We start from the raw sequence: 13106 nt of genomic DNA, 5'->3' as shown, positions 1-13106 counted from the left end.
CGGCCTCCCAGTTGAGGACGACCTGGCAGATGTCCTGGCTGGAGCCGAGGTCGACCTGGAGCCATTGCGGGTCGCCGAACGCGCTGGACCAGCGCGTTCCCGAGTTGCCGTCGACGGCGGCGGACGCGGGGAAGGCGGCGCTCTCGGCGGAGGAGGCGGTGGCGGAGCGGTTGAGCGCGGCGTCCGATGTGCCGCACGTCGCCGCGGCGGCCCGGCCGGCGGGGCCGGGGACGGCGAGGGCGGCGATGAGCAGCAGGGCGAGGACTCCGGCCGGCCAGGGTCTCCTGGCCGGCGCGCGGGGCGGGACGGGATGCATGCGCATCTCCTTCGCAGGGGGTGGGAGTATGCGGGGCGCCGCTGAGCTCACCCGTTATTTCACAGCATGATTTAAGGCGGGGAATATGTCTCCGTCAAGGGTTCGCGCGACCTTGAATCTGACCTTTGGTCCTGACATCGCCCGCCGCGGCGTCCCCGGGCGCCGCCGCGCCGGATTGTGGAACGTTCTAAGCATCCGACCGGCCGTCCTGACTCCAGGGGTCAGGCTGCGCGGCTTTTCGCACGTCAGCACCATGAATGACGGACTTCGAGCAAGTTTCCGCCAGGGTGATGACGGATGTCGAGCATTGGTGTTACCTTCCACCGCGTGACATCGAGCAAGCGCCGTGCGCAGATCGTGTCGTCCCTGCGCACGAAGGGGGCCGCCTCCGTCCGCGAACTGGCCGAGACCCTCCAGGTGAGCGAGTCGACGATCCGGCGCGATCTCGACGTGCTCGACCGCAACGGCGAGCTGCTGCGGACCTACGGGGGAGCGGCCCTGTCGCCGCGCCCGGCGCCGCCCGAGATCTCCTTCGCCGCGTCGGCGGAGCACGACAGCGCGGAGAAGGCGGCGGTGGCCGGGCGGGCCGCCGCCCTCGTCGAGGACGACATGGTCGTCGTGCTCGACATCGGCACCAGCACCCGGCTCATCGCCCGGCACCTGCGCGGCCGGCCCGTCACCGTCATCACCGCCAACCTCGCCGTGCTGGACGAGCTGCGCGACGACGAGGCCGTCCGGCTCTGCCTGCTCGGCGGCGTCGTGCGGCGCAACTACCTGTCCCTCGTCGGGTCCCTCACCGAGACGGCGCTCCGCCAGGTCCGCGCCGACCTCGTGTTCCTCAGCTGCACGGGGGTGCGGCCGGACGGCCACGTCATGGACGACATGGAGGTCGAGACCCCGATCAAGCAGGCGATGCTGGAGTCCGCGGACCGGGTGGTCCTGGTCGCCTCCGAGGCCAAGTTCCCCGGCACCGGCTCGCTGCGCGTCTGCTCGCTCGACCGGATCGACGCGCTGGTCACGACGGCCGGGGCCGACCCCCGGACGCTCGAAGTCTGCCGCGAGGCGGGCGGAAAGGTGTTCTACGCATGAAGCTGGCCATTCTCGGCGGTGGCGGGTTCCGGGTGCCGTACGTGTACCAGGCCCTGCTGCGCGACCCAGGCTCCCCGCGCATCGAGGAGGTCTGGCTGCAGGACGCCGACGCCGGCCGCCTGGAGGCGATGGCGGCCGTGCTCGCGGCGCTCGCCGGCGGCGCCGAGGGCGCGCCGCGGGTGTTCACCAGCACCGGGCTCGACGAGGCGCTGGAGGGCGCCGACTTCGTCTTCGCCGCCATCCGGGTCGGCGGGCTCAAGGGCCGGGTGTGCGACGAGCGGGTGGCGCTGGACCTGGACGTCCTCGGCCAGGAGACGACCGGCCCCGGCGGCATCGCGTACGGGCTGCGCACCATTCCCGTCATGCTCGACATCGCGCATCGCGTGAAGGCGCTCGCGCCGGACGCCTACGTCATCAACTTCACCAACCCCGCCGGCATGATCACCGAGGCGATGCAGGGCGTGCTCGGCGACCGGGTGCTCGGCATCTGCGACACCCCGTCCGGGCTCGGCATGCGGGCGGCCGCCGCCCTCGGCCTCGATCCGGGCCGGGTCCGGCTCGACTACGTCGGCCTGAACCACCTCGGCTGGATGCGCCGCATCATGCACGACGGCGTGGACGTCCTGCCCGGCCTGCTCGCCGACGACGACCTGCTCGGCACGCTGGAGGAGGGCGTGGTCTTCGGCCGCGAATGGCTGCGCGACCTCGGCCTGATCCCGAACGAGTACCTGTACTACTACTACTTCAACCGGGAGGCGGTCCGCGCCACCCTGGACGCGCCGCAGACCCGCGGCGAGTTCCTGCTGAAGCAGCAGGAGGCGTTCTACGAGCGGATCGCCGCGGCGTCCGGCGGCGCGGCGATGGAGCTGTGGCGCGAGACGGTCGCGTCCCGCAGCGCGAGCTACATGGCCGAGATGAAGGGCGCGCGGACCGGCGAGGCCCTCGACGACCACGCCGGCGTCGACCCCGTGGACGAGGGCTACGCCCGCGTCGCCCTGGACGTGATGGCCGCGATCAGCCGCGGCGAGCCCGCCACCATGATCCTGAACGTGCGGAACGGCCCGACCGTCGCCGCGCTGCCGCCGGACGCGGTCGTCGAGGTGCCCGTCACCGTCGACGCCGGCGGTATCCGCCCGCACGCCCTCGACCAGCCCGACCTGCACCAGGCCGGGCTGATGCAGCAGGTCAAGGCCGTCGAGCGGCTGACGGTCGAGGCGGCGGTGACCGGTTCGCCGGCGGCGGCCGCCAAGGCGTTCGCGCTGCACCCGCTGGTCGACTCGGCGCGCGTCGGCCGGCTGCTGCTCGACGGATACATCGACCGGATCCCCGAGGTCGCCGCCGTCTTCACGGCCGGTGGCCGATGATCCCCGCCCGCACCGACGGCCCTCGCGAGGAGGCCTCATGAGAACGCAGACCTTGGACGGGACCGCGGCGGCGCACCCGGGGCCGGGGGCCGCGGACGAGCCCGGGCGGCCGCCCGAGCCGTCCCTGGCCGACCCGTGCGCCGAGCGCGGCCTCGCCGACGACCTGCTGCACCGGCCGGCCGAACCCGGCGCGGCGCCCGAGCTGGACGTGTTCCTGTCCGGCCAGGTGTTCATGGACATGATCTTCACCGGGCTGCCGGGGCTGCCGCCGCCCGGCACGGAGCTGTTCACCGAGGGGCTCGGCTCGGCGCCCGGCGGCATCGCGAACATCGCGGTGGCGATGAGCCGGCTCGGCCTGCGGGTCGGGCTCGCCGCCCCGTTCGGCGACGACATGTTCGGCTCGTACCTGTGGCGGACGCTCGCCGAGCAGGAGGACATCGACCTCGGGCACTCCCGCCGGATCACCGGCTGGCCCACCCCCGTCACGGTGTCGCTGGCCTACGACTCCGACCGCAGCATGGTCACCTACGCCAAGCCCATGCCGGAGATCGGGTCCGGCGGCGGCGCGGAGGCGGTGCTCGGCTCCCCGCCGCCCGCCGCGCGGGCCTGCTTCGTCGACATCGAGCATCCCGTGCCGGGCTGGGCGCGGGAGATGCGGCGGACGGGCACCGCGGTCTTCGCCGACCTCGGCTGGGACGCGACCGGGATGTGGTCGAGCGAGGTGCTCGACCGGCTGGAGCACGTGGACGTGTTCCTGCCGAACGCCGTGGAGGCCATGGCCTACACCCGCGCGGGCACGCCCGAGGACGCCGCCCGCGCCCTGTCCGAGCGGGTCCCGGTCGTGGTCGTGAAGCGCGGCGGCGCCGGCGCCATCGCGATCGACTCCGGCACCGGCGAGGTCGCCGAGACCGACGCGCTGCCGGTGCGGCCGCTCGACGCGACCGGGGCCGGCGACGTGTTCGGCGCCGGGTTCCTGTTCGGGACGCTCGCGGGGCTGCCGCTGGCCGAGCGGCTGCTGTTCGCCAACCTGTGCGCGGGCCTGTCGGTCCGGCACCGCAGCGGCTCCCTCGGGGCGCCGTGCTGGGGGGAGATCGCCGCGTTCGGCGAGTCCGGCGAGGTCCCCGAGTCCGCTCTCGAGCAGTACGCGTTCGTCGTCGACTTCATCCCCGACTCGGCGACCGACACCGTCGTCCGGGCCGAGCCCACCCTCCGGGCCGAGCCTCAGCAGCCGTCCTGACCCGGGACCGAGAAAAGACAAGGGAGCCGCAGGAATGCCGACACTGACGAGGCGAGGGGCGGCCGCGGCGGCCGCGGCCCTCGCGACCGTGCTCGCCGCCGCGTGCGCCCCGGGCTCGTCCGGCGACGAGCCGGAGAGCAAGGCGCCCGCCGCGGTGAGCACCGACGTGGCCAAGGCCGGGAACGTGACGCTGACCGTCTGGGACCAGGAGGTCCAGGGCGGGCAGAAGAAGCAGATCGAGGAGCTGAACAAGCGGTTCCAGGCCAAGTACCCCAACGTGAAGATCAAGCGGGTGTCGCGGTCGTTCTCCGACCTGCAGAAGACGCTGCGGCTCGCGCTGTCGGGGAGCACCCCGCCCGACGTCGTGGAGGCCAACCAGGGCTACGCGTCGATGGTGCAGTACGTCAAGGCCGGGATGCTCCTGCCGCTGGACTCCTACGACAAGGTGTACGGGTGGAGCAAGCGCTACCCCAAGGGCCTGATGGACCTGAACAGGGTCACCAAGGGCGGCAAGCTCATGGGGTCGGGGGACCTGTACGGCGTCTCCCTCAACGGTGAGATCGTCGGGCTGTACTACAACAAGGAGAAGCTCGCCAAGCTCGGCGTCCAGCCGCCGAAGACGTGGGCGGAGTTCGACCAGGCGCTCGCCACCGCCAAGGGCAAGGGCGAGGTGCCGATCGCGTTCGGCAACCTGGAGAAGCTGCCCGCGATGCAGCTGTACGGCATCCTCCAGGACGGCATGACCGACAAGGAGGCCGTCCGCAAGCTCGTGTTCGGCAGCGGCGGCTCCTGGACGGACGCCTCGAACGTCCAGGCGGCGCAGAAGCTCGCCGACTGGTCGAAGAAGGGCTACTTCACCAAGGACTCCAACGCCGTCAAGTGGGACGACACCCCGGTCAACTTCGCCAAGGGGGACGGCGTGTTCATGTTCGGCGGCACCTGGTGGGCCGCCGAGCTGAGCGAGAAGATGAAGGACAAGGCCGGCTTCATGCTGCCGCCCGCCGCGCAGGCGGGGGCGCCGGCGGCGACGATGGGCGGCGAGAGCCTGCCCTGGTCGATCACCTCGAAGAGCAAGCACGCGGACGTCGCCGCCGCCTACATCAACTTCATCACCTCGCCCGAGGCGATGGACGTCTCCGTCGAGACGGGCAACCTGCCGGTGCTCGCCGCGTCCAAGCAGCCCTCCGAGGCGCTGCTCAAGGAGGTGTCGGGGGCCTGGGCGGAGCTGAGCAAGAACGACGGCGTCACGCCCTACATCGACTACGCGACGCCGACCTTCACCGACGCCTTCGGCGGCCCGCTGCAGGAGCTCATCGCCGGGCGGAAGCCGGCCGACGAGGTCATGAAGGCGGCCCAGGACGACTACACCGCCTTCCAGAAGAAGAAGTAGGGATCGGCCTGCCCGTCCCCCGGCCGCGCCCCTCGCGCGGCCGGGGGACGGGACGACGGCCGGGACGCAGACCAAGGAGCCCGCACATGACGACCGTCGCGCGGCGAAAGACCCCGAAGGCCGGGCGTGCGGCGTCCGACCGGCGCGCGGCACGGCCCGGCTCGGGGCCGCCCGGCGAGCCGGGCCGGATCGGCTGGCTGTACGCCCTGCCCGCCCTGCTGGTGTACGGGGCCTTCCTGCTGTGGCCGCTGGCGCGCGGAGCCCAGTTCTCCCTGTACCACTGGGACGGCCTGGGCGAGGCGACGTGGGCGGGGCTCTCCAACTACACCGCCACCTGGACGGACCCGTCGCTGCGCGGCGCGTTCGGGCACCTGCTCGTCCTGATCGTCTTCTACTCCGTCCTGCCGTGCTGCATCGCGTTCGTGCTGGTCGCCGCGATGTCGCGGACGAAGATCCGCGGCCTCACGTTCTTCCGGACGGTCCTGTTCCTGCCGCAGGTCGTCGCGATGGTCGCGGTGGCCGTGGCGTGGCGCTGGGTCTACTCGGCGGACGGCCCGGTCAACACCGTCCTCGGGTGGCTGCACGCCATCGGCCTGCCCGACTGGCGGCACGGCTGGTTCGGCGACTTCACGTTCGCGCTGCCCGCGGTGGGCGTCGTCGGGACGTGGGTCGGGATCGGCCTGGCGATGGTGCTGTTCCTCGCCGGGGTGCAGAAGATCCCGCGGGAGCTGTACGAGGCCGCCCGCATCGACGGCGCCGGGGCCGTCCGCGAGTTCTTCGCCGTCACGCTGCCGGGGCTGCGGCGCGAGCTGGCGGTGGCGCTCACGCTGACGAGCATCATGGCGATCCGCAACTTCGACCTCATCTACATGGCCACCTCGGGCGGGCCGGGCGACGCGACGAAGGTCCCCGCCTACGAGGTCTACAACCGCACGTTCAACACCGGTGAGGTCGGGCTCGGCTGCGCCATCGGCGTCACCCTCGCCGTGCTGGCGTTCGCCGTCACGGCCGGCATCCGGCGGCTCGTGGAAGGGAAGGACGCATGAACGCGCGGGCGGAACGGTTCCTCAACCACGCGATCCTGGCGCTCTTCGCGGTCATCGCGGTGTTCCCGATGATCGGAATCGTGGCGCAGGCGATCCAGCTGCCGCACGCCGACTTCTCCGCGTTCGGGACGGCCTGGCGGGAGGGGCACTTCGCCGCCTACCTGCGCAACAGCGTCATCGTCACCGCCGTCACCGTGGTCGTCGCCGCGGTGTTCTCGATCATGGCCGGGTACGCGCTCGGCACCATGCGGTTCCGCGGGTCCGCCGCGCTGTTCCTGCTGTTCCTCGCCGGCCTGACCATCCCGACCGAGGCGATCGTCGTCCCGCTGTACTTCGACCTGCGGTCGGCGGGGCTCGACAACAGCTACGCCGGGCTCATCCTCCCGCAGGTGGCCATGTCGGTGGCGTTCGGCACGTTCTGGATGCGCGCCTACTTCCGCAGCGTGCCGCGGTCGCTGCTGGAGGCGGCCCGCATCGACGGCGCGTCCAGCTGGACCACGCTGTGGCGGGTGCTGGTGCCGATCGGCCGCCCCGCCATCCTCACCATGCTGCTGCTCACCACCATGTGGACCTGGAACGAGTTCCTGCTCCCGCTGGTGATCATCAACTCGGACGAGGGGCTGCGCACCGCCCCGCTCGGGCTGTCGTTCTTCCAGGGCAGCCACAAGACCGACTACTCGCTGCTCATGGCGGGCGCACTGATCATCGCCGCGCCCGTCGTGATCGTCTATGTCTTCCTGCAGCGCCAGTTCATCGCAGGAATGCTCTCGGGGGCCGTCAAGGAGTAGGGAAAGAACAGGAGAGTTCATGCGAAGACTCGCCCTACCCGCAGTCCTGTCCGCGGCGCTCGCCGCACTGTCCGTCGCCTTCGCGGGCCCGCCCGCGCTGGCCGCCCCGCCGGGCGGTGCCCCGTCCGGCGCCCCGCCCGGCGACGGGCGGCTGGACGTCCTGTTCGTCGGGGCGCACCCCGACGACGAGGCCGGTGCCCTGTCGACCCTCGGCCAGTGGAACGAGTTCGGCAAGGCCAAGGTCGGCGTCCTCACCGTCACCCGCGGCGAGGGCGGCGGGAACGCCGCCGGCACCGAGGAGGGCCCGGCGCTCGGGCTGCTCCGCGAGAACGAGGAGCGGCGCGCCGTCGGCAAGGCGGGCGTCACCGACATCAGCTACCTGGACAAGGTCGACTTCTACTACACCGTGAGCACGCCGCTCACCGCCGAGACCTGGGACCACGACAAGACGCTGGAGAAGGTCGTCCGGCTCGTCCGCGAGACCCGGCCGAAGGTGATCGTCACGATGGTCCCGGCGCCGCTGCCGGGCCAGCACGGCAACCACCAGATGGCCGCGCGGCTCGCGACCGAGGCGTACTTCGCCGCGGCCGACGCCAAGGCCTACCCCGCTCAGCTCGGTAAGGAGCGGCTGCAGACGTGGGCTCCGGGACGGCTTTTCCAGACCGGGGGAGCGTCCGGGCCCACGGGGTCGGCCTGCGCCGCCCAGGGCACGCCGGCCGAACCGGCGTCGACCACGTACGGCGTGTGGGGCGGCAGGGCGTCCGCCCGCAACGGCGGCAAGACGTGGGCGCAAGTTGAGCGCGAAGCCCAGCGCACGTATGTGAGCCAGGGCTGGGGCGGGTTCCCGGACGTGCCGTCCGATCCGGCCCAGATCGGGTGCGACTACTACCGGCAGATCCACAGCCGCGTCCCGTACACGCTGGGGAACACCGATCCGGCGGCGATGCTGGAGGGCGCCGTGCTGCCGGGCAAGGGCGGCCTGCCGCTCGGTGCCCGGTTCTCGCTGACGACGGACTCGCTCGGCGTGACCGCCGGGGCCCCGTTCAAGGTGACCGCGCACGCCGGCTCCCCGAAGCGGCTGAAGGCGGCCAAGGCGGCCCTCTCGGTACCGGCCGGTTGGAACGTGACAGGGTCCGGTGATCTCGGGAACGTCGGCTCCAAGGAGCGCACCGCCACCTTCACCGTCACGCCGCCGGCGGGGACCAAGGCCGGACGCGTGCGGCTCGCGGCGACCCTCACCAGCGGCAAGGCCAAGGGCCAGGCGGCCACGCCGGTCGAGGTCCGGCCCGCCGTGACCGGCGTGCTGGAGCCGCTTCCGCGCGTGTCGGACTTCGACTCCTGGGCCGACGAGACCGGCGTCCCGGCGTTGAAGGGCCAGGTGAAGCGCGTGCTCACGCTGGCGTCCGGGTCGTCCCGCAAGGTGCGAGTGGACCTCGCGAACACGACCTCGTCCGCCCAGTCGGGCACGGTCAAGCTGGGCCTCCCGGACGGCTTCTCCGCCGACGCGGCGTCCAAGCCCTACACGCTCGAAGCGGGGGCGACCGGCTCGGCCACGTTCACCGTCGCCAACACCGACGCCTCACTGCCCACCTCCAACGAGGGCGGCACCGACGGCGACTACGGCCTGACCATCACCACGACCCCCTCCTCGGGCGAGGCCGATGTGCAGAAGGGGGCGCTGGAACTCGTGCCGGCGGCCGAACTGCCGAAGGCGACCACGACCCCGACGGTCGACGGCAAGGAGTCGCCCGGCGAGTACCCGGGACCCGAGCTGAACCTGTCCCGGGTGTGGGAGGGCTCGGCGTGCGAGTCCGCCGCCGACTGCTCGGCGACCGGCAAGGTCACCTGGACCGATGACGCGCTCCACCTGCTCGTCAAGGTCCGCGACGACAAGCAGGGCACTGTCCTCGGCGCGGATGACTGCAAGCGGCACTGGCGCACCGACTCCGTCGAGATCGGGATCGACCCGCGCGGCGACTCCGAGAACACCTCCACCACGTTCAAGACCGGCATCTTCCCGAAGATGTCGGACGGGAAGCCGTGCTTCGAGCGCGACGCGGACGCCCACCAGGGCCCCGGCGAGGAGACCGCGCCCGGCATGAAGGTCGCCTCGGCGGTCGCCGACCCGTACGACGGGTACGTGATCGAGGCGGAGATCCCGTTCAAGGCGCTGCCCACAGCGGTGGACCCGCAGCGGATGGGCCTGAACATGTTCGTGTACGACTCCGACACGCAGGACAAGACCGGCCAGACCCGGATCGGCTGGTCCACGTGGGGCGGCGTCCAGGGGGACCCGTACCGGTGGGGCCTGGTCTCCCTGCCCGGCCACACCCCGCCGTCCGGCATGCCGACCACGCCCCCGCCGCCGGTCATGCCGACGGACGCGACGCAGTCGGTGAACTCGCCTGAGTCGATCATCCAGTCGGTGCGGACCGGGATCCCGCTGGCCGCGGGCCCGGCGGCGCCGCGCTCGGACACGGCGCGGATCATCGGCGAGCCGAAGGTCGCCGGCGGCTCGGCCACCGTCCGGCTGCGGGCGACCGGCCCCGGCACCGCGCACGTCCACGTGTGGGACGGCAAGCTCCTCGGCACCAAGGACGTCGAGATCAAGCGCGCCGGCGTCACCACCGTGACCGTGCCGGGTGCGGCCGGAACGCTCACCATGGCCTTCGAGGCCGCGAAGGGAGGCACGGCGAGCGGCGCCGTCCCGCTGCCGCGCTGAACCGGTGCCGCCGGGCCGGGACCGGGACTCCCGGCCCGGCGGAACCGCCGCCCGCGAGGATTGAACTCCTTCCCGCCGGGGCGCGTATCTCCACGCGTAGATCGACACCCCGGAACTCGGGAGGGTTCATGAGGCGCCGGAAGAGCGTGAGGAACAGCCGGCTGCGCACCGCGGTCACGACGACCGCGCTGGCCGCCGGGTCCGCCGGGCTCGTGGCCGGCTCGCTGTACGTGGTGCACACCGAAGGACGGCCGGGCGGCCAGGAGGCCAAACTCGCGGGCGACGCCCGGGCCGGACACCAAGCCAAGGCCCAGGCCCGGACCGCGGACCAGGCCTCCCAGCAGGCCGCGACCAAGGCCGCCAGGATCGCCGACAGGCTCGGCGACCGCACGACCGGCGCCTACATCGACTCGGCGGGACGCCCCGTCGTCACGGTCACCAACGCCGAGGACGCCGCCGCGGTGCGCGCCGCGGGCGCCGTCCCGAAGACGACGCGGCGGAGCCCGGCGGCGCTGAAGCGCGTGACCAGCACGATCCGCAGCTCGTTCGCCGACATCCCGGGTACCGGATGGGCCGTCGACCCTGCCACGTCCAAGGTCACGGTGTGGACGGACGACACGGTCACGGGCACGCGGAAGGCCGCCGTCCAGCGCACGCTCCAGCAGATGGGCTCGGCGGTCCGGACGGTCCACTTCGACGGGAAGCTCCGCACGTTCGCGGTCGGCGGCGACCCGATCTTCGGGGAGAGCGCGCGCTGCTCGCTCGGCTTCAACGTCAAGCGCGGGCAGGAGGACTTCTTCCTCACCGCCGGGCACTGCGGCAACGCCGTCCAGAACTGGGCGTCCGACCAGGAGGGCGCCACCGCGCTCGGCACCACCGTGCAGAGCGACTTCCCCGGCAACGACTTCGCACTCGTCCAGGTCGAGCAGGGCGCGGGCGGGGAGAGCGCCGTCAACCTCTACAACGGCCAGGCGCGCGCCATCACCCAGGCCGGGGAGGCCGTGGTCGGGCAGCGCGTCCTCCGCAGCGGCAGCACCACCGGCGTCCACGACGGCCAGGTCACCGCCACCAACGCCACGGTGAACTTCGCGGAGGGGACGGTCAGCGGCATGATCCAGACCACGGTCTGCGCGGAGCCGGGCGACAGCGGCGGCCCGCTCTTCGCCGGCGACACCGCCCTCGGGCTCACCTCCGGCGGCTCGGGCGACTGCCAGGCGGGCGGCGTCACCTTCTTCCAGCCGGTCACCGAGGCGCTGCAGGTCTTCGACGCCGACATCGGCTGACGGTGGACGGAAGAGGCCCAGGCCGGATCCGGCCTGGGCCTTCGCCGCGCGCGCCATTGACGCGGAATATCCATACGGCGCACGATTTCTCCCTACGAACGGGGGAAAATCATGGGGCGCGCAATTCTTGCCGTATTGACGGCCTTCGGGCTGCTGCTTCTCGGCGCCTGTGATTCCAAGGTCGCTCCGACCGCCGCGACTTCGGGGAGCGCGACACCGTCGACCAGCGCGAGCGTGGCCGCCGAGACCTCGCCGGCGGTCGAAAAGCGAACGGTCACCGAGACCCGCAAGATCCCGTACAAGACCAGGAAGGTGAACGACGCGACCCTTGCCAAAGGCAGCACGAAGGTGCAAAGGCGAGGAGTCGCCGGTGTGCAGACCCTCACCTACGAGGTCACGGTGACCAATGGCGTTGAGAGCGCCCGGAAACTCGTCCGCAAGGCCGTGACCGAACGTCCCGTCACGCGGGTCGTCGCGGTGGGGACCAAACAGGCCCGGCGGTGCGACCCGAACTACGGCGGCGCCTGCGTGCCGATCGCGAGCGACGTCGACTGCGCGGGCGGCAGCGGCAACGGCCCCGGGTACGTGGACGGCCCGGTCCGCGTCACCGGCTCCGACATCTACGACCTGGACCGCGACGGCGACGGCATCGCGTGCGACACCTGAACAAGGTGACAACGGGGCGGATCGGCTGAAAGGCTTTGCCCGCACCGGGTTCGCCTTCGTGGAGGCGGGGTGCCTTCGAGCCGGCGAGCCCGCGCGGCACAGGGGACAGCAGGGAGGCGACGGCCGTGACCGTCTCTATGGTGAAGGGCCAGCGGATCTCGCTGGATAAGCCCGGCGGTGCGCTGAGCATGGTCCGGATGGGCCTCGGCTGGGACGCGGTCAAGAAGAAGGGCTTCTTCGGCTCCCGGGAGCGGGAGATCGACCTCGACGCGTCCTGCGTGCTCTTCGCGGACGGCGCCATCGCCGACGTCGTGTACTTCGGCAAGCTCATCAGCGACGACGGCTCCGTCCGGCACACCGGCGACAACCTGACGGGGGCGGGCGACGGCGACGACGAGTCGGTCATCGTCGACCTGGGCCGGCTGCCCGTGCACGTCACCTCGCTGGTGTTCACCGTCAGCTCCTTCAACGGGCAGACCTTCAACGAGGTGGAGAACGCCTTCTGCCGGCTGGTCGACGAGATGGACGGCGGCGAGCTGGCCCGGTACACGCTGACCGGCGGCGGCGCCCACACCGCCATGGTGATGGCCCGCCTCTACCGGCACGGCGGCGCCTGGAAGATGAACGCGATCGGCGAACCCTCTCACGGCCGTACGTTCCAGGACATGCTGCCGACGATCACCGGTCTCGCCTGACGGCCATGGCCGACCTGTCGCCCGGCGCCAACGCGCCGCTGTCCGCCCGCCGCGTGACCGCCACCGTGTCGTGCGCCGTCCCCGTGGACCTCAGCGCCCTGCTCGTCGGCCCGGACCTGCGCGTCCGCTCCGACGCCGACCTGGTGTTCTTCAACGCGCCGCAGGCGCCCGGTGTCCACTGGACGGACGCCGGCGGCCGGCAGCGCGTCGACCTCGACCTCGACGCCGTCCCCGCCGACACCGCGGTGCTGATCGCGGTCAGCCTGACCGGCGCGATGGCCTTCGGCACGGTGCCGCCGCCCGAACTCCGCCTGACCGGGGACGGCGGCGACGCCGTGGCCGCGTTCGCCGTCCCCGGGCTGGGCGCGGAGAAGGCGATCATCGGCCTGGAGGTCTACCGCCGCGCCGGCCGGTGGAAGGTGCGCGCGGTCGGCCAGGGCTACGCCGGCGGCCTGGCCGAACTGGTCGGGGCCCACGGCGTCGAGGTGGACGACCCGGGCGAGCCGGTGC

Annotated in this window: 12 protein-coding genes; 11 read left to right on the top strand and 1 reads right to left on the bottom strand. The window is 72.3% G+C overall.

The genetic code is table 11. The features are described from left to right. On the bottom strand, positions 1-316 hold a 316-nt coding region (locus tag E1293_RS35805), incomplete at its 3' end, for a discoidin domain-containing protein (protein WP_132202679.1). Positions 317-643: 327 nt separating this feature from the next. On the opposite strand from E1293_RS35805, the gene E1293_RS35800 reads away from it, so the two are divergent. The 11 genes from E1293_RS35800 to E1293_RS35750 all read left to right on the top strand — a co-directional run. Continuing rightward, complete coding sequence (locus tag E1293_RS35800) at positions 644-1405, top strand: DeoR/GlpR family DNA-binding transcription regulator (RefSeq protein ID WP_132202677.1); 762 nt, start codon at positions 644-646, stop codon at positions 1403-1405. Continuing rightward, on the top strand, positions 1402-2769 hold the full coding sequence (locus E1293_RS35795; protein WP_132202675.1) for a 6-phospho-beta-glucosidase: 1368 nt from the start codon (positions 1402-1404) through the stop codon (positions 2767-2769). The genes E1293_RS35800 and E1293_RS35795 overlap by 4 nt, the downstream gene beginning before the upstream one ends. 37 nt (positions 2770-2806) lie before the next feature. After that, entirely contained in the window at positions 2807-4006 is a 1200-nt protein-coding gene (locus E1293_RS35790) for a carbohydrate kinase family protein (RefSeq protein WP_132202673.1), read from the top strand. Between the two features lie 34 nt (positions 4007-4040). Continuing rightward, positions 4041-5396 (top strand): extracellular solute-binding protein, encoded by a 1356-nt coding sequence (locus tag E1293_RS35785; protein ID WP_132202671.1) that lies wholly within the window; start codon positions 4041-4043, stop codon positions 5394-5396. Between the two features lie 86 nt (positions 5397-5482). Continuing rightward, positions 5483-6442 (top strand): carbohydrate ABC transporter permease, encoded by a 960-nt coding sequence (locus E1293_RS35780; protein WP_132202669.1) that lies wholly within the window; start codon positions 5483-5485, stop codon positions 6440-6442. Then, positions 6439-7230, top strand: coding sequence for a carbohydrate ABC transporter permease (locus tag E1293_RS35775; protein ID WP_132202667.1), 792 nt, complete (start codon positions 6439-6441; stop codon positions 7228-7230). Before E1293_RS35780 ends, E1293_RS35775 begins: the two co-directional genes overlap by 4 nt. 19 nt (positions 7231-7249) lie before the next feature. Next, positions 7250-9952 carry a sugar-binding protein gene (locus E1293_RS35770; RefSeq protein ID WP_132202665.1) on the top strand — a complete coding sequence of 901 codons (2703 nt, stop codon included), beginning with the start codon at positions 7250-7252 and terminating at the stop codon, positions 9950-9952. A gap of 128 nt (positions 9953-10080) precedes the next feature. After that, positions 10081-11235, top strand: coding sequence for a S1 family peptidase (locus E1293_RS35765; RefSeq protein ID WP_132202663.1), 1155 nt, complete (start codon positions 10081-10083; stop codon positions 11233-11235). A 234-nt stretch (positions 11236-11469) separates the two neighbouring features. Next, positions 11470-11901, top strand: coding sequence for a G5 domain-containing protein (locus tag E1293_RS35760; RefSeq protein ID WP_207939281.1), 432 nt, complete (start codon positions 11470-11472; stop codon positions 11899-11901). A gap of 125 nt (positions 11902-12026) precedes the next feature. Then, positions 12027-12596, top strand: a complete 570-nt coding sequence (locus E1293_RS35755) for a TerD family protein (protein ID WP_132202659.1) — start codon at positions 12027-12029, stop codon at positions 12594-12596. A 5-nt stretch (positions 12597-12601) separates the two neighbouring features. After that, the coding region (locus E1293_RS35750) for a TerD family protein (RefSeq protein WP_165978546.1) at positions 12602-13106 on the top strand (505 nt) is incomplete at its 3' end.

It is taken from the genome of Actinomadura darangshiensis, from assembly GCF_004349235.1.
Taxonomy (GTDB): domain Bacteria; phylum Actinomycetota; class Actinomycetes; order Streptosporangiales; family Streptosporangiaceae; genus Spirillospora; species Spirillospora darangshiensis.
Note: the sequence above shows the minus strand (reverse complement) of the source record. Positions and strands in the feature narration are given on the sequence as shown.